Annotated in this window: 18 protein-coding genes; 16 read left to right on the top strand and 2 right to left on the bottom strand. The window is 44.0% G+C overall.

Annotated features, from left to right (window positions below; genetic code table 11):
* The first annotated feature begins 3 nt into the window (after window positions 1–3).
* Entirely contained in the window at window positions 4–1,881 is a 1,878-nt protein-coding gene (gene asnB / locus DM09_RS06510; RefSeq protein ID WP_038248875.1) for an asparagine synthase (glutamine-hydrolyzing), read from the top strand.
* Between the two features lie 106 nt (window positions 1,882–1,987).
* Here asnB and DM09_RS06515 read toward each other — a convergent pair whose 3' ends face one another.
* Window positions 1,988–2,671: a hypothetical protein gene (locus tag DM09_RS06515; RefSeq protein ID WP_038248878.1), complete on the bottom strand. Its 684-nt coding sequence runs from the start codon at window positions 2,669–2,671 to the stop codon at window positions 1,988–1,990.
* A gap of 100 nt (window positions 2,672–2,771) precedes the next feature.
* On the opposite strand from DM09_RS06515, the gene DM09_RS11585 reads away from it, so the two are divergent.
* From DM09_RS11585 to DM09_RS06585, 15 genes are all read left to right on the top strand, one after another.
* Window positions 2,772–2,936, top strand: a complete 165-nt coding sequence (locus tag DM09_RS11585) for a hypothetical protein (RefSeq protein WP_157753632.1) — start codon at window positions 2,772–2,774, stop codon at window positions 2,934–2,936.
* Window positions 2,920–4,128 (top strand): glycosyltransferase family 4 protein, encoded by a 1,209-nt coding sequence (locus tag DM09_RS06520; protein WP_157753634.1) that lies wholly within the window; start codon window positions 2,920–2,922, stop codon window positions 4,126–4,128. Before DM09_RS11585 ends, DM09_RS06520 begins: the two co-directional genes overlap by 17 nt.
* Before the next feature lies 1 nt (window position 4,129).
* Entirely contained in the window at window positions 4,130–5,257 is a 1,128-nt protein-coding gene (locus DM09_RS06525; protein ID WP_038248884.1) for a glycosyltransferase, read from the top strand.
* 73 nt (window positions 5,258–5,330) lie between these two features.
* Window positions 5,331–7,601, top strand: a complete 2,271-nt coding sequence (rnr, locus tag DM09_RS06530) for a ribonuclease R (RefSeq protein ID WP_081881125.1) — start codon at window positions 5,331–5,333, stop codon at window positions 7,599–7,601.
* 64 nt (window positions 7,602–7,665) lie between these two features.
* Window positions 7,666–8,556 carry a 4-hydroxy-tetrahydrodipicolinate synthase gene (gene dapA / locus DM09_RS06535; RefSeq protein ID WP_038248886.1) on the top strand — a complete coding sequence of 297 codons (891 nt, stop codon included), beginning with the start codon at window positions 7,666–7,668 and terminating at the stop codon, window positions 8,554–8,556.
* A 281-nt stretch (window positions 8,557–8,837) separates the two neighbouring features.
* Window positions 8,838–9,107: a flagellar biosynthesis protein FliQ gene (gene fliQ / locus DM09_RS06540; RefSeq protein ID WP_038248887.1), complete on the top strand. Its 270-nt coding sequence runs from the start codon at window positions 8,838–8,840 to the stop codon at window positions 9,105–9,107.
* A 1-nt stretch (window position 9,108) separates the two neighbouring features.
* Window positions 9,109–9,888, top strand: coding sequence for a flagellar biosynthetic protein FliR (fliR, locus tag DM09_RS06545; RefSeq protein WP_038248889.1), 780 nt, complete (start codon window positions 9,109–9,111; stop codon window positions 9,886–9,888).
* Window positions 9,889–10,950, top strand: coding sequence for a flagellar biosynthesis protein FlhB (gene flhB / locus DM09_RS06550; RefSeq protein WP_038248892.1), 1,062 nt, complete (start codon window positions 9,889–9,891; stop codon window positions 10,948–10,950).
* 14 nt (window positions 10,951–10,964) lie between these two features.
* The gene (gene flhA / locus DM09_RS06555) at window positions 10,965–13,058 is read left to right on the top strand and encodes a flagellar biosynthesis protein FlhA (protein WP_038248895.1); all 2,094 of its coding nucleotides are present in this window, start codon (window positions 10,965–10,967) and stop codon (window positions 13,056–13,058) included.
* Window positions 13,048–14,124: a flagellar biosynthesis protein FlhF gene (locus DM09_RS06560; protein ID WP_051938257.1), complete on the top strand. Its 1,077-nt coding sequence runs from the start codon at window positions 13,048–13,050 to the stop codon at window positions 14,122–14,124. The genes flhA and DM09_RS06560 overlap by 11 nt, the downstream gene beginning before the upstream one ends.
* The gene (locus tag DM09_RS06565) at window positions 14,121–14,969 is read left to right on the top strand and encodes a MinD/ParA family protein (RefSeq protein ID WP_051938258.1); all 849 of its coding nucleotides are present in this window, start codon (window positions 14,121–14,123) and stop codon (window positions 14,967–14,969) included. Before DM09_RS06560 ends, DM09_RS06565 begins: the two co-directional genes overlap by 4 nt.
* On the top strand, window positions 14,966–15,172 hold the full coding sequence (locus DM09_RS06570; RefSeq protein ID WP_038248898.1) for a hypothetical protein: 207 nt from the start codon (window positions 14,966–14,968) through the stop codon (window positions 15,170–15,172). Before DM09_RS06565 ends, DM09_RS06570 begins: the two co-directional genes overlap by 4 nt.
* The gene (locus DM09_RS06575) at window positions 15,169–15,924 is read left to right on the top strand and encodes a FliA/WhiG family RNA polymerase sigma factor (RefSeq protein ID WP_081881126.1); all 756 of its coding nucleotides are present in this window, start codon (window positions 15,169–15,171) and stop codon (window positions 15,922–15,924) included. The genes DM09_RS06570 and DM09_RS06575 overlap by 4 nt, the downstream gene beginning before the upstream one ends.
* Window positions 15,924–16,406 (top strand): DUF6115 domain-containing protein, encoded by a 483-nt coding sequence (locus tag DM09_RS06580; RefSeq protein WP_038248901.1) that lies wholly within the window; start codon window positions 15,924–15,926, stop codon window positions 16,404–16,406. Before DM09_RS06575 ends, DM09_RS06580 begins: the two co-directional genes overlap by 1 nt.
* A gap of 13 nt (window positions 16,407–16,419) precedes the next feature.
* Complete coding sequence (locus tag DM09_RS06585; protein WP_038248904.1) at window positions 16,420–17,133, top strand: hypothetical protein; 714 nt, start codon at window positions 16,420–16,422, stop codon at window positions 17,131–17,133.
* Window positions 17,134–17,165: 32 nt separating this feature from the next.
* Here DM09_RS06585 and DM09_RS06590 read toward each other — a convergent pair whose 3' ends face one another.
* Window positions 17,166–18,344 carry a 3-deoxy-D-manno-octulosonic acid transferase gene (locus DM09_RS06590; protein WP_232507777.1) on the bottom strand — a complete coding sequence of 393 codons (1,179 nt, stop codon included), beginning with the start codon at window positions 18,342–18,344 and terminating at the stop codon, window positions 17,166–17,168.
* Window positions 18,345–18,629 lie beyond the last annotated feature (285 nt).

An 18,629-nucleotide genomic window follows, 5' to 3' on the forward strand; every position in this document is an offset into this window, starting at 1 on the left:
GATATGTGTGGCTTTGTAAGCATATTGGGCAAAACGGATGCCGTAGAATTAAAGGCAATGGCTGCGGCTGTGGCTGCGCGCGGTCCTGATGGGCAAGGCGAGTTTATGTCGTCTGATTTTTCAGCTATTCATCATAGGCTTGCCATTATCGGCCCTGATGCGCGGGGCAATCAGCCCATGCAAATTGATGATGTGGTGGTGGTGTTTAATGGCTGTATTTACAATTACAAAGTTTTAAGAGAAAAGCTTGAAGCAGATGGTGTGACCTTTCAATCGGATTCGGATACGGAAGTGATTCCTCATTTGTACCGCCGTTTTGGTTTGGGTGTATTCAATTTACTTGAAGGTATGTTTTCTATCGTATTGTGGGATAAACGCGAGCAGATTTGTTTGGTTGCTAGGGATGTATTTGGCGAAAAACCATTGTTTGTGTGTGAGCAAGATGGGCGATTGGGTTTTGCCTCATCGCAAAATGCTTTTGAGAAAGGCAAATGGTCGCTTACTCCAAATTTAAACAGCGTGTATCAGATTTTAACCCGCATGCGCGCAGAAGCACCGCAAAGTATGTATGAGGAAGTTTCACAAATTCCTGCGGGCTGTTATGCGATTGCAAGAGCTGGGCAACCGTTGCAAATTCGCCGCTATTTCTTTTTGCCTGAACCCGATCAACCCCAAGATTTGACTGCCGATGAAATCAAACCCGAAGTAAAATCTATGTTGGTTCAATCTATCACCGCCAAAACGGTATCGGATAAACCTTTGGGTGTGTTTTTATCAGGTGGTGTGGACTCATCTTTGATTGCAGGCGTGCTCAAACAAGATGCAGGGCAGGATGTGCATAGTTTTTGTGTGCGGTTTATGGATGCCCCCAAGGATTATGATGAAAGTGTGTATGCGCAACAAGTGGCAGACCATTTGGGTACGACGCATCAAACATTGGAAGTGAATGCTACGGCGCACCAAGCCTTGGACGATTTGGCAAGCGCATTTGATATGCCTGTCACCAATTCCGCAGCTTTGCCCACCTATTTGATTAGCCGAGAAGCCAAGAAACATGTGGATGTGGCATTATCGGGTGTGGGTGGTGATGAATTGTTTGGTGGTTACCCCCGCTATTTGGGCTTAAAGTGGCATGAGAAATTGCAGGGTTTACCAGCGCGGAGCATGGCACTAAAACTATTGGAAAGCTTGGGTGATAGCGCGTCTAGTCGTAATTTGAGAGGGCGTTTGCGTAGGTTCTTAAAAGGTTTGAATGATAATCCTGCCGATGCCTATCGCCGTTGGACATCCACCACTGATGCAGCGTGGTCGGATATGTTTGTCGGTATGCAATTATCACAACCAAAACATGCTTGGCAGAATATGTCGCAAATATCAAGCGGTTTACAGGGTTTGATGCAACAGTATGGCGTGGTGAATGGTGCGATGATTGATGATGTGATTCATTATGTAGGTGATGATTTATTGGCAGTGGGCGACCGCATGAGTATGGCAAATGGGTTGGAGCTGCGCGCACCATTATTGGATGCTGGGCTATTCTCATTTATGGCAACTTTGGATGATAGTTGGAAGGTGGAAGGTTTGCCGTGGCAAGAAAAGCTGAAAGTGTTGCTTAAAGAAATCACATGCGATTATTTGCCAAGAGAAATGGTGTATCGCCCCAAACAAGGCTTTATGGCACCCATCAAACATTGGATGAAAGCTGATTTTAAGGATGACATTCATGCTATGATTGCCGATAAACCTTTGGGCGGTTTGGTGCGGGAATCGTTTGTGCAAGAGCAGTGGGATAGGCATCAGAAGGGTGAAGATAAATCGGATATTTTGTGGGGTTTGTTGCTGATGAACCGTTGGATGCAGCAGCATGGGTGGAGGTTCTAAATGTTCAGCTTATTGGAGGAAGTTCAGATCCTTTTAAATTACCCTGTTTGCTATTAAGAGGCAGATACTTTCTTGATTCGCGGATTCACCTGTTCAGGGCCCTTTTTCATTTTTGAAGATTTTCGAGTTTGCGTACAAATACCAATATCTTTTTTGCTGTAGCGATTATGTTCGCAACGTTATCTGTATTCTTCATGTGAAGCATTAAGGCATCTCCTTTTAAAACCAAAGGTTTATTGCGGAAATTGATGATAAGCTCGTTGCTGATGCGGTGCCATGTGCTTTGTAAATCGGTATATCGAGCGCGTAATAATTCTCTATTCTCCTTGGGTCCTTCCATATTGAGTAATAAAATTTCTCTAGCCAAATAATCCATCCACTCTATATCTCGTTTTTGTAGGTTAGGGTAGTTGGTAACGCGTATCATCGAGGCGGTTAGCTGATTGGCAGCTATAGCCACACCAATCCATGCTTGCTGTTTAATATCTATGGAAATAATACGCGTCCATGAATATGCCATTAGCAACTCTCTTGAACGCCTTTCATCAAAAGCTTGTGCACTTAATTTATTATGTAAAACATCAATACTTTGTTGAATGTTTTTATTGATACTCTCCAGAGCCTGTCCATCTTTCTTCAGGGCTGCATCCACCATTTTTTCAGCATAGATTTCTATAGTTGAAAGGGTATTTTTTATACCAAGAGCATCTGCATAAGCGTGATTTGGCACCATAGTGATACATATCAAACCAGCCGTAACAAGCAGTGAATAGCAAAAGCGAATGAACATAAAATAGCCCCTAAGTGTGAATAATATTGCAACACGGTATCACCATTGTATTACGGAAACTTGATGTCTGCATGACAACTTTATCATAATTGAGAGGTAAATGAGCAGCCTAATTGATACGGATATTGTTGATATTCGTGCTTCTTGGCATACGGGAACACCGTTTGGTAATGATAGATTTAAGCAAGAAATTGAAGCAGTGTTAGGCAAAAAAGTTGGGCAAAGCAAACGAGGGAGACCTGCGAAACGTGAAAAAAGTGAGTAAAAGGGCTCTGCCCCCTTTTAGGGTATTGATGGTTGCGGATGTGTCGGCGGAGACGGTATTTGGTGGTGCGGAACGGATGTTATCGCATCATTTGCGGGCGCTGGTGGATGCAGGATATGAGGTGACTATGTTGACGCGGCAGCCTTCACCTGATGCTGAGGTGTGCATTGAATTGTCGCAGTTTGGTATTCAGGAATTTCGTTTTCCTTTTTCTGGGGATAAGGGTTATCAAGGACTTAAAGAGTTGAAATTGGCTGCCAAACAATGGTGGAAACATCACCATGATGAATTTGATGTGGTGGTTTCTGAGCAGCCGTTTGTGATGTGGGCATTGCTTGAGGCGGGGTGTAAGTTGCCGCGTTTGCAGGTGTGTCATTCTTTGGCATGTGAAGAATATGAAACACGCCATGCACTCGATATGAATATGAAACATCGCGTGGCGATTGCGGCGATGCGAAAACTGGAAACCAAGGTGTATCGCTCTGCTCAGCAGGTGATGGTGTTAAGCCAATATACGCAACATAAATTGCAGCGCTTTTTTGGCTTGGATGCACGGCGTTTCGTGGTGAATGCGGGGGCTGCTGAGCCGTATCAAGGTTTGGACATTGCTCAGCGTGATGTGCTGCGTGCCGAATTGGGCTGGGATACACCTGTGGTGAGCACATTGCGTAACCTTGTGCCGCGTACAGGTGTGGATTTGATGATTCAAGCGGCTGCGATTGTGAAAAACAGACGTCAAGACATACGTTTTGTTGTTATGGGTGATGGTGTGTTGCGTGGATCCATGCAAAAGCTTGCTGATGATTTGGGTGTGGCTGACATGGTTGAATTTACGGGTTTTTTATCTGAAGAAGCTGTGCAAAAAAGGTTGTTGGCTTCTGATGTGTTTATGGTGCCGACGCGGGGGCTGGAAGGTTTTGGGTTGGTAACCTTGGAGGCCAATGCTTGGGGCACACCTGTGCTTGCGACACCGATTGCAGCCAATAAAGAATTGGTGCCGACCATTATGCATAATCAGTTGGCGGACAATGCTTCACCTTTGGCTTTGGCTGAGAAATTGCTGTGGATGTTGGACAATGATTTGAATGACAAGCAGCGCATGCGTACGCGTGAAGATGTTTTGCATCAATACAATTGGCAAAAACATGATGCGCAACTGCTTCATAGCATTGAAGCTTTGGGAAAAGTATAATATGAAAATTTTGCATTTGATTACACGTATGGATGGTGGTGGTTCAGCGGTGAATACGCTGATTACATCGCAGGAACAAGCCAAAGCTGGGCATGATGTAATGTTGGTGTTTGGCGCAAGTTTGGAATCGGATATGTCTGCCATAGAGCAACAAAAAGTGGATGAAGGTATCGCTTTGTTTGAAGAGCTTGGTGGGCATGTGCAAGTGATGGATAGCTTAAAACGCGAATTGGGCATGCGGGATAAACAAGCCATCAAAGATATTCGCGCTTTGGGGCTGGATGACTTTGATATTATTCATACGCATACATCCAAAGCAGGCGCATTGGGCAGAATGGCTGCCAAAGGAAGCAAAGCAAAAGTCGTGCATACGCCGCATGGGCATATCTTTCATGGCTATTTTGGTGCTTTTAAAACCAAAGTGTTTCTAAAAGTAGAGCGTTATTTGGCAAAGAAAACGGATGTATTGGTGGCATTGACCCAAGCCGAGCGGGATGACCATTTGCAGCTTGGTGTGGGGAAACCTGAGCAATGGCGGGTGGTGCCTAGCGGTGTGGATGTGGGGCGTATCAAGGAATATATGTGGGAAAACCCTGTGTCTATGGAACGTAAGATTTGGGATGTGGTCTCGGTGGGGCGTTTGGTGCCGATTAAAGGTATGGAGCGGTTGATTCGGGCGTGGGCGATTGTGGTGAAAACATACCCTGATGCCAAATTGGCATTGGTGGGTGATGGTGAAGAAAAAAGAAATTTGGAGCGTTTGGCTTCAAGCCTAAATTTGGTGTCACACATTGAGTTTCTTGGTTGGACAGACCCTTTAATACACCTTGCCAAAGCCAAAGTGTTTGCTTTATTGTCACACAATGAAGGCATGGGTCGTGTGGTGGTGGAAGCCATGGCGGCGGGTTTGCCTTGTGTGGTATCGGATGTGTGTGGTTTAAAAGAGTTGGTGGATGATAGCGTGGGGCAAGTGGTGGATGCGGAAAACGCGCAAGAGGTTGCCAATGCCTTGATGATGGATTGGTCTCGCAGTACACGCAATGCAGCGCGTGAGCGGGCAGAGGCGTACTCTATTGCTGCCATGATGCAGGGCTTGGATGATATTTATACGGAACTTATGATAAAATAGTGCTAGTCTTGCTCGGTAGAAAAGATTGAATAGCTGAGTATGGCTTCTTTTCTAGTAATATTGGAGTATTTTAGTGGTAAGAAAGAAAGAAAAACGCGGTCATTCCGCAAAACGTCGTTCAAGTAGAACAAAGCAGGAAAGAAGCGAAGCACCAAGCTCTTCGCCATGGCCATCGCAGCCACCTGCACAAGCTAAGGAACGCAGCACAGTTGAGCGTAAAACAACTGAGCGTGAAACAGTTAAGAGTGAAACAGAAGGTAGGAAACCTTCAAGACGTAAAACAAAAGAACATCAAGAAAGTGAAACCTACGCTGGTCAACGCAGTGGTAAGCAAGCCAAATCAACACCACCATCATCGGTTTGGGGTGAAACACCTGCCGTTCGCAAGCGTAAGTTTCGTGATGATAGTCGTGAGCGAAAAGTTGGCCGCAGGACATCTGTCGACCATAAAACATGGGTAGGTACCGTATCTGCGCATCCAGATGGTTTTGGTTTTGTGGATGTGCAAGGGCGCGATGAAGATGTGTTTTTATCTATCGATGAAATGCGCGATGTGATGCATGGTGATAAGGTGGAAGTTCGCACGATTATGCGCCGCGGACGCGAAGCGGGCGTGTTGATTCGCATTGTGGAAGAAGCCGCCAGTGAAATTACTGCAGAATTTAAGATTGAACATGATATGGGTTTTGCATACCCGAGAAGTAAACGGATGCAGCAAGCGATTTTGATTAAACGCAATGATGCAGCAGGTGCGAAACATGGAGATTGGGTACGTGTTGAAATTCAACGGGGAACCAACCCTTTAAGAGGCAAGATTATCGAAGTGTTGGGTGATGATTTAACACCTAAAAAATTGGTGGATTTGATTGTCGCAGAGCAAGCTCTGTCGGAAACATTCCCTGCTGAAGTATTGGCAGAATCCGATGCGATTCCTGAGCGGATTCGTGTTAAAGATAAAAAAGACCGTTTGGATTTGACGCATTTACCATTTGTTACCATTGATGGTGCAGATGCACGTGACTTTGATGATGCCATTTGTGTAACACCGCGTGGTGATGGCTTTGAGGCATGGGTTGCCATTGCTGATGTGGCGCACTATGTGAAAGAAGGCTCATCGTTGGATGTGGAAGCATTGGCACGAGGAAATTCTTTTTATTTCCCTGATCGCGTGATTCCTATGTTACCCGAGAAATTATCCAATGGTTTGTGTTCACTTAATCCGCATGTAAATCGTTTGGCAATGGCAGTACGTATGCGTTTTGATGCTGGCGGAAAACGTCGTACATCCAAAGTGTATAATGTGGTGATTCATTCCCAAGCACGGTTGACCTATGAGCAAGCCGCAGCTTGGCTTGAAGAGGGTTCTAAAAAAGCAGTTCGCAAAGAAAATATACGTGAAATGTTGGATTCCGCTATGGGCTTGTATCGTATGTTGGAGCGTAATAGGGCAAAACGTGGGGCATTGGAGCTAGATCTTCCTGAAACACGTGTTGTGCTGAAAGATGATAAAATCCAAGGTATTGATGCCAGTGTACGTAATGTGGCACACAAGTTGATTGAAGAAATGATGTTGGCAGCCAATACTGCTGTAAGTGAATTTTTAGAAAGCAAACGTGTGGAGCAATTGTTTCGTATTCATCCTGCGCCAGAGCGTGAAGCCATTGAAAAATTAAATGCTTTTCTTGGTGCGTTTGGCATGAAAATTAGACATCTTGAAGGGCAAGATGTGCGTCCTAAAGATGTGCAACAAGCTTTGCATGCAGCAGAAGATAAACCTTTTGCTGCGGTATTGCATAAGTTGGTACTGCGCTCTATGCAGCAGGCTAAATATACTACGGATAATCAAGGTCACTTTGGTTTGGCATATGATTGCTACGGACATTTTACCAGCCCGATTCGCCGTTATGCCGACCTAACAACACATAGAAGACTTAAAGCAGTGTTGGCTGGTGTAAAACCGAAAAATATTGATTTGGAGGCCGTGGGTAACCATGTGTCTATCCAAGAGCGTAAACAGCAGCGCGCTGAGTGGGATACCCAAGCTATGCTTGCTGCATTGTATCACAAAAAAGATGTGGGTAAGGTGATGGGTACAACGGTATCTGGTGTAAGTAAACGCCGTATTTTCCTTGCGCTGCAAGATACTTTTGCTGAAGCATCATTGAATGTGGATGATTTGGGTAAGATGCTTACTTTGGATGAAGTACATCATAGGTTGGCATCCAAAGATGGTACATTTAGTCTAGGTTTGGGTGATCAAATTCAAGTTGAAATTTTATCTACAGACCCTGTGCGCGGTCAAATTAATGTAGTGATGGTGCCTGAATCGAAAGTGGATGTTTGATGGCGTGACAATGGCTTATGAATATGGCTATATTCGGGCTTTGTAGAGCAGTGTTGGAGGCAATATGTTTCACGGTGTAATGACAGCGTTAGTGACACCATTTAAAGATGGTAAAGTGGATGAAGAAGCCTTTCGCGCGCATTTGGAGCGTCAGATTGAAGGCGGCGTTGATGGTGTTGTGCCTGCGGGTTCCACGGGTGAAGCGGCGACATTAAGTGTAGCTGAACACAAAGAAGTGATTCGTATTGCCGTGGAGCAAGTGAATGGTCGTGTACCAGTTATTGCAGGCACGGGCAGCAATAATACGGCGGAATCCATTGAGCTCACCAAAGCTGCAAAAAGCCTTGGCGCAGATGCCTCATTATTGATTTCGCCGTATTATGTGAAACCAACCCAAGAAGGCATTTATCAGCATTATAAAGCCATTGCTGATGCCGTGCATATACCACAAATTTTGTACAATGTACCAGGGCGCACAGCTTCAAATATGGAGCCTGAAACCGTGGCGCGTTTGTCGCATATTACCAATATTGTTGCCATCAAAGATGCCACCGCAGACATGGCGCAACTTACGCGCACCATGATGGCATGTGATGGGCGTATTTTGTTCTATTCAGGTGATGATGCCAGCGTATTACCCTTTATGACATTGGGTGGTTCAGGTGTGATTTCAGTGGTATCGAATATCGCACCCAAAACCATGAAAGCCATGGTGGATGCGGTAGTCACCAAAGATTTTGAAACAGCCAAAGCTATGCACTTTGCATTGCAATATTTAACCGATGCGATGTTTGTCGAAAGCAACCCGATTCCTGTGAAAAAAGCATGTGAATTACTGGGTTGGATGAGCGGAGAGCTACGCTTACCGTTGACTGAACAAGCTGCAGAGAACACCGCATCATTGAAGAAAGTCATGCGAGACTTCCAATCGGATGTTGAAACCTTAAAGGTTTGAGCGTTGTAAAAGGGTAAGGCTTGTTCATTTCTTTGCTGTCATCCCCCAGGGGAGTATCTCTTGTGCCTGTGGCACAATTCACCTTCAAGAAATGAACCAAAGAAAACACCTTTTGCAACCTGCTTCTTCCTGCGCTTTATCCTTTTGATAGCAAACACTTCGGCACAGTTTGAAAAAAGGAATTGGAACCACCACTTAAACTTACTTTTTTATTGCTTCAAAGAATATTCATATTACCTAGATTTTAAATATCTTGGCATCAGCTTTGCTCATCATGGGGTATGAACCCTGATTTAGTGATTAATTACGGCAAAGAAGCCCTTGAAATGATATTGATGTTATCCATGCCCATGCTGGTGGTAGCATTGGTGGTGGGGGTGGCGATTTCATTGTTTCAAGCTGTGACTCAAATTCAAGAGATGACGCTAACATTTGTGCCCAAAATCATTGCTGTATTTGTTGTGATGGTGATTGCAGCGCCTTGGATGGTGGAAACACTGGTGAGTTATACTCGCCGTATTTTTGAATCCATCCCCACACTGTTGAGTTAAGATGTTTCCACTTCCAGCTGAACAAGACATTTTGGTTGGTATTTTAGTCTTTTTACGTATTAGTTTGCTGATGATGTTATTGCCCGTGATTGGACATAAGCTGGTGCCTGCTCCGATTAAAACAGGTTTTGTCGGAATTTTGACGGTTTTACTTTACCCTGTGGTTTCCCAGCATGTACCAGTGATTGAGCCTGATGTGGTTGTATTTTCTATGTTGGCCATTCAAGAAATGTTGCTTGCCGCAGCCCTAGCTATGATTGCGCAACTTATTTTTACCGCGGCACACTTTGCTGGGCAAGTGATGAGTTTGCAGATGGGTATGGCAATGGCAAATATGTTTGACCCTGTCACCTCGACACAATCAGCAGTGGTTGCACAATTTATTGGTATTTTTGCCATGCTTATGTGGTTGGCGAGTGGGGCGCACCATATGTTTATTATGACTTTGGTGGAGTCGTTCAACATCATGCCCGTAGGCACGACATGGTCGTTTAATGGTTGGGATGTGATTACACAAGCTGCGGCTGATATGTTTGTGTTAGCGATTCAGTTGATGGCGCCTATATTAACATTACTTTTCTTCGTTTATGTCGCATTGGGTTTGATTGCACGAGCTGTACCACAAATTCAGGTGTTTTTCGTAAGTTTCCCATTATCTGTTGGTTTGGGTTTATTGATATTAGCGCTTTCTTTTCCTGCCATGATGTCATTGATGTATGATGGTTTTACAGGGCTAGGGCAAGATTTACCCATGTTTTTACATAGGTTGTCAGGGCATTAGATGTCAGACGATCAAGATAAGTCGCAGCAGACCGAAGATGCCAGTGATAAGCGGCTGGAGGATGCCCGAAATAAGGGGCAAGTAGCCACCAGCCGCGAACCATCAACCGCAATTTCTTTTTTGATTTTAGCTTCATTATCTGTGACAGGTATTGGTGGATGGATGGCATTACGTGCAGAAGATTTATTGAAATCTTTTCTTGGTGGCAAGGTCGTGGTGGATATGACCGCAGAGGGTATGCAAAACTTGCTCATTGATTTGTCTATAGAAGTTGCATTGTTTGTATTGCCGATTGCTATTCCCATGGTATTGCTGGGTATGTTGATGGTTTTTTTGGTGACAGGTCCTGTGTTTACCTTTGAAACCATACAACCAAAAATGGAAAAGATAAGCCCAATGAAAGGTTTGGGGCGTTTGTTTTCCAGTAAGTCGGTAGCTGAGTTTATTAAATCGATTACCAAACTGACAGTGATTAGTTTCATTTGTTGGATTGTGGTTTTAGACCTCTTTGACCCTGCGATTCATAGCTCTCGTAAAAGTGTGGGTGATATTGCATCACTACTTGTGCAAGGAAGTTTGTCGATTGTAGGTTTGGTGGCTGCTTTTTTCTTTGTGATTGCCTTGGCTGATGTGATTTATCAACGTTGGGAACATGCCAAATCCATGAAAATGTCGATGAAAGAAGTACGTGATGAACATAAAGAGAGTGAAGGTGACCCACAACTCAAAGCCAAGATTCGTCAAATCCAAATGGAACAAGCACAAAACCGCATGATGTCGGATGTACCCAAAGCTGATGTGGTGATTACCAACCCAACGCATTTTGCAGTGGCATTAAAATATGACACTCAGGGTGGTGGAGCGCCCAAGGTCATTGCCAAGGGTAAAGATAATATTGCTTTAAAAATCAAAGCATTAGCTAAAGAAAGTGGTGTGCCTGTGCGTGAAAACAGACTTTTGGCGCGTTCCTTGTTTAAGCAAGTAGAGATTGGTTATGAAATCCCTGAAGAACTGTTTGAAGCAGTGGCGGTGATTTTGGCTGAAGTCTTTAAAATGAAATGAGGAGCACATGATATATGTTGGCTAGCGCAACCCTAACATTACAACGCATGAGCAAACATACCGATGTAATGTTGGCAGTGGGTGTATTGGCAGTCATCATGATTATGATGGTGCCATTGCCGACTTGGATTATGGATTTCTTGTTGGCAATTAATATTGCCATTGGTGTTTTGATTCTTTTAACCGCAATTTATGTGCTCAAACCACTGGAATTTTCGATTTTTCCATCTTTATTACTCTTAACCACATTGTTTCGCCTTTCGCTGAATGTTGCCACTACACGTCTTATTTTATTGCATGGTCAAGAAGGCACGGCAGCAGCCGGACATGTGATTGAAGGGTTTGGTCAGTTTGTGGTCGGTGGTAATACTGTTGTTGGTTTAATCATCTTTATTGTACTGGTATTGATTAACTTTATCGTGATTACCAAGGGTTCGACCCGTATTGCAGAGGTTGCGGCACGTTTTACCTTGGATGCGATGCCGGGTAAACAAATGGCCATCGATGCTGATTTAAACGCAGGCATGATTAGTGAGGAACAAGCACGCCAACGTCGTGAAGATGTGGCAAGAGAAGCTGAGTTTTATGGTTCTATGGATGGTGCGGCAAAATTTGTGCGGGGTGATGCTGTCGCAGGTTTGATTATCACAGCCATTAACTTGATTGCAGGTGTTATTATTGGCACAGCGCAGCAAGGTATGTCCATGAGTGACGCGATTAACGTGTACAGTATTTTGACGGTGGGTGATGGGTTGGTATCCCAAATCCCTGCACTGATTATTTCGACTGCAGCAGGTATTGTGATTACACGTGCAGGCAGTGGTGCAACCATGTCGATTGAAATATCAGATCAGTTCACGGCGCATCCTAGGGTACATTATGTGGCAGCAGGTGCGATGTTATTCATGAGTTTTGTACCAGGTCTGCCTTTTATTCCTTTTATTATGTTGTCGATAGGACTTGGTTTTACAGGTTGGTACTTACAAACTGCAGTGGATAACAAAGCGGCAAAAGCTGATGTTGATGCTGAAGCAATTGAAGCCCCTAAAAAAGAAGAAGAGCAACCCATGTCGGACTTATTGGTGGTTGACCCCGTTCGTCTGGAAGTGGGTTATGGTTTGATTGATTTGGTGGAAGGTTCTGGTGATGGAAACCTTCTCGAGCGTTTACAAACTGTACGCCGTCAAATTGCTCAAGAAATTGGTTTTGTACTACCACCTGTACATATCAAAGATAACTTGCAGTTGGGCGTGGGTGATTACCGTGTATTGGTGCGTGGGGCAGAAGTTGGGCGCAGTGAAATACGTCCGCGTAATTTACTTGCACTTGAAGGTCAGGTGGCTGGCATGCGGGTGGAAGGTGTGCCTACCCAAGAACCTGCATTTGGCTTGCCTGCACTTTGGATTACCCAAGATAAACGTCAGCAAGCAGAGCTTTCTGGTTATACCGTGGTAGAGCCTGTCACTGTAGTAGTTACGCATATCACTGAGATTCTTCGCGTACATGCTGCTGAGATGTTGGATAGGGCACAAACTCGTGAGTTAGTGGAAATGTTAAGTGAGCGTTACCCCAAAGTGGTGGATGATATTGTGCCTGCTCAGGTGTCGTATGGTTTGTTACAAAATGTATTGCAACGTTTGTTGTCAGAGTGGGTGCCTATTCGTGATTTGTTATTGATTATTGAAACCATTGCTGATGGCTTGAATGAGCAAAAAGATATGTTGGCGCTAGTTGAAAAGGTAAGGTTAAAACTTGGTCGTAGCATAGTGCAGCGCTATTTGGATGAACAAAATGAATTGGCTGTGTTCACCATAGACCCTGCTGTAGAGCAAACCATGTCTGAACGATTGGCACAAGCACCAGCGGGCACCATGAACTTGCCTTTAGATTTCAATCAATGGCAACGTTTTATCACACGATTCACCGAAATTTCAGCGCAGCAACAAGTTGATATTCCCGTGTTGTTAACCACACCTGTATTACGTCCACATTTGGCGCTGTCCCTAAGCAAAGTGATGTCACGCATAGCTGTAATCTCAGTTGCTGAAATTCCATCGAGAATCAGTGTGCGTACATTGAGTAAGTTGAGTTTGAACGATGCAAATTAAAGTTTTTTCAGCCCCTAAAATGCACGAAGCACTTGCTTTAGTCAGAGAAGATTTTGGCTCTGATGCTGTGATTCTTGATAGAATTGAAGCGGTGAATGCCAAAGGTGAAAAAGAATGGCGTGTGCATGCAGCATTGGATACGGAGCTTGAGGATGCTGTAAAAAGTACGGCGGCTGTTAGCAAACCTGTGGTGGATGAAGCTGTACAAGCCAATTTAGAAGCATCCATGCAACGGTTAGAAAAAATTGCAGCAAGCTTGGGTAATCGGGATGCGGAGCAATATCGGCAGGCGATTAGCAAAACGCATGTGCAAACTGCTTTTGACCATTTATTAGCCATGGGCGTATCACCTATCAATGCTTTTGAAATGGCAGATGCCTATGCCAAACATCAGCCTGTAACACTGGGTACATTACGTTGGGCAAAAGCATTCTCAGCCAAACAAGAACGTAGGGTTGTTTTATTATCAGGTCCCAATGGTGCAGGCAAAACGTTACTTGCTGCCAAACTTGCCACCCATTACAGCCTTAAAGGTATATCCGTTGTTTTGATGACCACGGATACCCAACGCATTGGTGGCAGCGAAGTGTTAAGTGCTTATGCGGAAGTGCTGGGTATTCCATTATTTATCATTAGAAATCAAGAAGATGCAGTACAGGCACATCAAGCAACAAAAACGGCACAGCTTGTGCTTATTGATAGCGAAGGTTGGAACAATAGGCATGCATCAGTATTGCGCTCGCAAATGGCACTTTGGGATCATTTGGCTTGTACGCACCGTACGATTGTGATGCCAGCAAGTTTGGATGAGGCAGATGGTTTAATGATGTTAAAACGGGCGCAAGCGATGGAAATGACACAAATAGCCTTTACCAAGCTCGATGAAACAACCCGCCCAGGTAAAATAGTCAACTGGGCAGAGGCATCACGAATGCCAATGTCTTATTGCAGCTTTGGGGCTGAAGTACCTGGGCAAATGGGCTGGTTAAGTCCAAAAGCATTAACTGCAATTTTGGTAAAACATCATAAGCAGCAAGAAGAATTTGAAGAGGAGAGCATCACATGAGTGTTGGAAAAGAAGTACCACGTGTGATTGCCATTTGTAGCGGTAAAGGCGGTGTGGGCAAAACATTTTTTTCGGTTCACCTAGCCGAATATGCAGCGAAAAGAGGGCAGCGCGTTTTGCTGTTGGATGCAGATTTGGGTTTGGCGAATGTGGATGTGATGTTAGGTATTTCCCCCAAAGGTTCTTTACTGGAATTGGTGCGTGGTGAAAAAGGATTAAGTGATTTGATTGTACCTGCGCGTGCTGGTTTTGATGTATTACCTGGCGGCAGTGGTTTGTATGAGCTTACGGCTTTAGATGCCGAGCAACAGCAAGTGATGATGGATGAAATGCGTCGTATTTCCTCAGATTATGATTTGGTCTTGATTGATGCCGCCGCTGGTATTGGTGATAATGTGTTGTATTTTGTTTCAGCATCTGAATCAGCATTGGTGGTGCTAACCCCAGACCCAACCTCATTAACCGATGCTTATGCATTGATTAAAGTATTATCGCGACAAAGAAATATGCGGAGGTTTATGGTAGTAGTAAATCAAGCTGAAGTTTTTGATGCACAGGTTGCTTTTAAGCGTTTGTTATCGGTTGCTGATCGTTATTTGGATGTGCATTTGGATTATGTGGGCAACTTGCCGCATTCACCTGATGTGCGCGAAGCTGTGCAAGGGCAAAAGCTTTTGAGTGCGCAAGATGCACCTGTGATGCGTCAGACCTTGGATATGGTGTTAACCAATATCTTAGCCCGAGAGCGGGACATGACGCGCAATGGCGGATTACAGTTTTTTTGGGAACATAGCTTAAATGAAGGTATGAATGTTGATGCTAATGTACAGGAGAAATCATCATGACGTTATCACAATCAACGATTTCAGGCGCTTTGGCAGGTGCTGGTTTAGCATTTGCAGTATGTATGTTTAATGATATTGGTTTTAGTGATTGTTTATACCGCATGGGTGTACTTGCTATTGGTGGTGGCTGGGTTGGTTTTCTTTTGGCATGGTTGAATGATATTTTACCAAGAGAAAATCAACATAAAGGACATACCCGGTGACAACAGCTTCAACATACGAAGCCAATAGCAATCTGGGTAACCCTGAAGCATTATTACAGGAATATTTACCCATGATTCGTTATCACGCTGATCAATTGATGCGCCGTACACCAGCATCGATTGAGTTGGATGATATGATTGATGCGGGCGTTTTAGGGCTGTTGGATGGTGCACAGCGTTTTGATGCTAGTAAAGAGGTGTTGTTTAAAACATTTGCAGCCTACCGCGTGCGCGGAGCAATGATTGATTACCTGCGTACTTTTGACTGGATGCCCCGAGGTTTACGTGATACATCCAAGTCGTTGCAAGGCGCATTTCAAGAATTGGAGCAGCGTTATGGTCGTCCTGCGGAAGAAAAGGAAATTGCAGATTTCCTTGAAATGGATATTGAAACCTACAGGCAGAAACTTGACCAAGTGCGCTCTATGTCAGTGGTGTATTTTGATGACTTACCATCGGTTCGTGGTGACGATGATGATTTGCATATATTGGACATTATTGCAGGTGATAGTGGGCAAAGCCCTGAACATCAAACGGCAATTGGCCAATTTGTAGATAAACTTGCCGATGCGATTGCGTTGTTACCCAAGCGTGAGGCTATTTTACTCAGTTTATATTATTATGAAGAGCTTACCATGAAAGAAGTTGCTTTGGTTTTGGGCTTAACTGAGTCAAGAGTATCGCAAGTGCACAGTCAAATGGTGATGCGCTTAAGAGGGCATTTAAACTTGAACGCCGAAGGCGGTGTATAATGGGTAGTGATGTGTTTAACCTTGCTTTGGATGCCTTGATGATCATGGCAATTACTGGGTTGTGGGTGATGTGGTTTCAGCAATCAGCACAACGTAAAAAAGTTGAGAGCATGCTTAAAGATGCTTCTGAAGATTTAAAAGCTGCGACACAGCTACTTGATCAAGTGATGCAAAGCTTGGATGCGCAAGGTTCAAAGCCTAAAAATACTGCCCAAACACCTGCAGAAATATTGCAGCAGCGTCAGATGAAAAAAGATAAGGTGCAAGTACGTAAGTCGCCAGTTGTAAAAAAAGAAGGGCAGCCTAAAGCCGAGCAGATGATGGTAGATATGGGACAAAAACCAAAAGGTAAAACTGTAGATACAGCTCAAATTATGCGCTTTAGCCGTGAGGGTTTGGATGAACAAAGCATTGCAGACCAATTAAAGGTTCCTGTTGCACAAGTGCGTTTGATTTTGTTGCTACAAAAACCAAAAAAATAATATGGTAAGCCTGATGAATGTGCATTTGCCATCATTGATGCAACTGCAGCGTGCGGAAGGCGGGCAAGTATTGCCTTGGCCCAACGGAAGTATTTTATCAGGTAAGCTCATGCAACCAACAGAAGGCGCGGGCATGATGTTGCTATTGGGCAATTACCGTGTTCGTGTGGAAGTGCCCCCGACTACACCAGCAGGGCATGTTTGGTTGCAATTGTTGCAAAAAGCGATGCCAGGTCAGTTTCGGTTGCTTACGCAGGCACAAGCTGAAAATCTTATCGCAGAGATGTTGCAGCGCAAAGGTGAACCTTCAGAGCATGAACAAACCACAACATCAAAACCTAAGCAAACAGAGCAAACATCTTGGTCAAAATTAAACACAGAACATTTACCCTTTGCTTTTGAAACGAATGGGCAACACTTAACATTATTGGATAAAGACAATGGTCATACGCAAGGTTTGCTCAAAGAGGAATGTTTGGCTCATGACAGATTTAAATTAAGTGGGCGTTTGGATTTGGCGCATATGGGTGGTTTGGCTTTTTCTTTGGAAGGTAAAAAAGATACATGGCAGTTGGACATACACATTGCCAACCCTGTGTTTAAACAAGCACTTACTAAAGCATTACAAGTTTGGCTGGCAGAGCCACATCATATACCTGCTGAGTTGGAAGCAAGTGTGGTTGAAATGCCAAGTGATTTTGGACAGATGCTCAATCGCGAGGCTTGACTGTGTGCATGACGAAAAATGAGTCGTGGAAATTAACCGCGAGGATGAAGGTAAGGTGAGATTTCATGCCACATATCATCCAAAACCTGATTCTGATTTTGCATAAATAAAGCGGCTTGGGCATGCAGCTGTGTTAATTCATCTGTTTTTGCCAATAAACGAGAGATAGCAGCACCAAGCTCTTCTTTATCTTGCACAATGATGGCAGCACCTTGGTGTTGCATATCATCAAAGACAGCACGAAAGTTCTGAATATATTTACCCGTTATTACCCCACGACCACAAATGGCAGGCTCAAGCGGGTTATGCCCACCAATATTAACCAAACTTCCACCGATAAACACAAGGTCGGCTATGGTATAAAGCTGGGTTAACACACCCATGGCATCAATGAGTACAACTTGTTCATGACCTGTACGTGTTTGCGTGTAACGTGTGTAGGACACGGCATGCTGTTGTAATAAATTTTCTACATCATCAAATCTTTCTGGATGCCTTGGTACAATCAAGCTGAGTAGGTTGGGTTGTATGTGTTGCCATTGGTGTAGTAATAAGCTTAATATCTGGGCTTCTTCATCAGCATGGGTGCTAGCAATAATAAGTATGGGGCGTTGTGCAGAAGGGTCTACCATCTGCCGTATGTGGTTGGCATCCACATTAGGGGCTTGTATGGCAAACTTTAAGTTGCCCACTGTTTTTATCTTGGCTGTAGGCACACCAATTTGCTGCAATCGTTGGGCGTCAATCTGACTCTGTGCTAAGAATAATGTGACAGCACTTAACCATCGCCGCCATAACTTTCGTGTTTTATAATATTTGGGAAAGGAACGGTCAGAAATACGTGTGTTGATGCCAATGATAGGAATATGCCGTTTTTTACATGTCTTGAGCATACCAGGCCAAAATTCTGTTTCGCATAAAATCAGTAATGATGGTTGCAGGTGTTGGATAAACCTGCGCATCAAAAAAGGTAAGTCCCAAGGTAACCAGCTTACAGTGATAGTATCACCAAATAAACGTTTGGCATGGGCAAAACCTGTGCGTGTCACTACTGTTAAATGAATGCGATGCTGATGATTTATCATGCGGTTTATCAGTGGTGCAACAGAAGCGACTTCACCCATGGAGCAAGCATGGACCCAAATAGGGTTAGCTTCGACTTGGGGTAATTGAAGCGTGAGGTGTTGTTTCCATTTTGATGGTGTATGCAATGGTTTCATCCTTGGTTGAGGCATGGTCTGGGCAGTGAAATTATAACATCATTATGCCAAGGAAGCTCTGAATAAGTCATGAATTTACAAGTTGTGTCCAGACACCCAAATACTGTGTTGTGAGTTTGAGCAATAGATAGCTAGGCTATTTCATTAACTCACGCCTTGATTTTGAGTGCTCTGAATCACAACCTACTTCATCCAGACTTACTCAGAACTTCTCTAATGAATTGAAACTTGTATAGAAAAAGTCAATACACTTCAAGTATCAAAAAATTGACACCC

Source organism: Ghiorsea bivora, from assembly GCF_000744415.1.
GTDB classification, from domain to species: Bacteria; Pseudomonadota; Zetaproteobacteria; order Mariprofundales; family Mariprofundaceae; genus Ghiorsea; species Ghiorsea bivora.

Coding starts and splice junctions, on each gene's coding strand:
- asnB (WP_038248875.1), top strand. CDS start 4: ATGTGTGGCTTTGTAAGCATATTGGGCAAAACGGATGCCGTAGAATTA.
- DM09_RS06515 (WP_038248878.1), bottom strand. CDS start 2,671: ATGTTCATTCGCTTTTGCTATTCACTGCTTGTTACGGCTGGTTTGATA.
- DM09_RS11585 (WP_157753632.1), top strand. CDS start 2,772: ATGAGCAGCCTAATTGATACGGATATTGTTGATATTCGTGCTTCTTGG.
- DM09_RS06525 (WP_038248884.1), top strand. CDS start 4,130: ATGAAAATTTTGCATTTGATTACACGTATGGATGGTGGTGGTTCAGCG.
- dapA (WP_038248886.1), top strand. CDS start 7,666: ATGTTTCACGGTGTAATGACAGCGTTAGTGACACCATTTAAAGATGGT.
- fliQ (WP_038248887.1), top strand. CDS start 8,838: ATGAACCCTGATTTAGTGATTAATTACGGCAAAGAAGCCCTTGAAATG.
- fliR (WP_038248889.1), top strand. CDS start 9,109: ATGTTTCCACTTCCAGCTGAACAAGACATTTTGGTTGGTATTTTAGTC.
- flhB (WP_038248892.1), top strand. CDS start 9,889: ATGTCAGACGATCAAGATAAGTCGCAGCAGACCGAAGATGCCAGTGAT.
- flhA (WP_038248895.1), top strand. CDS start 10,965: ATGTTGGCTAGCGCAACCCTAACATTACAACGCATGAGCAAACATACC.
- DM09_RS06560 (WP_051938257.1), top strand. CDS start 13,048: ATGCAAATTAAAGTTTTTTCAGCCCCTAAAATGCACGAAGCACTTGCT.
- DM09_RS06565 (WP_051938258.1), top strand. CDS start 14,121: ATGAGTGTTGGAAAAGAAGTACCACGTGTGATTGCCATTTGTAGCGGT.
- DM09_RS06570 (WP_038248898.1), top strand. CDS start 14,966: ATGACGTTATCACAATCAACGATTTCAGGCGCTTTGGCAGGTGCTGGT.
- DM09_RS06580 (WP_038248901.1), top strand. CDS start 15,924: ATGGGTAGTGATGTGTTTAACCTTGCTTTGGATGCCTTGATGATCATG.
- DM09_RS06585 (WP_038248904.1), top strand. CDS start 16,420: ATGAATGTGCATTTGCCATCATTGATGCAACTGCAGCGTGCGGAAGGC.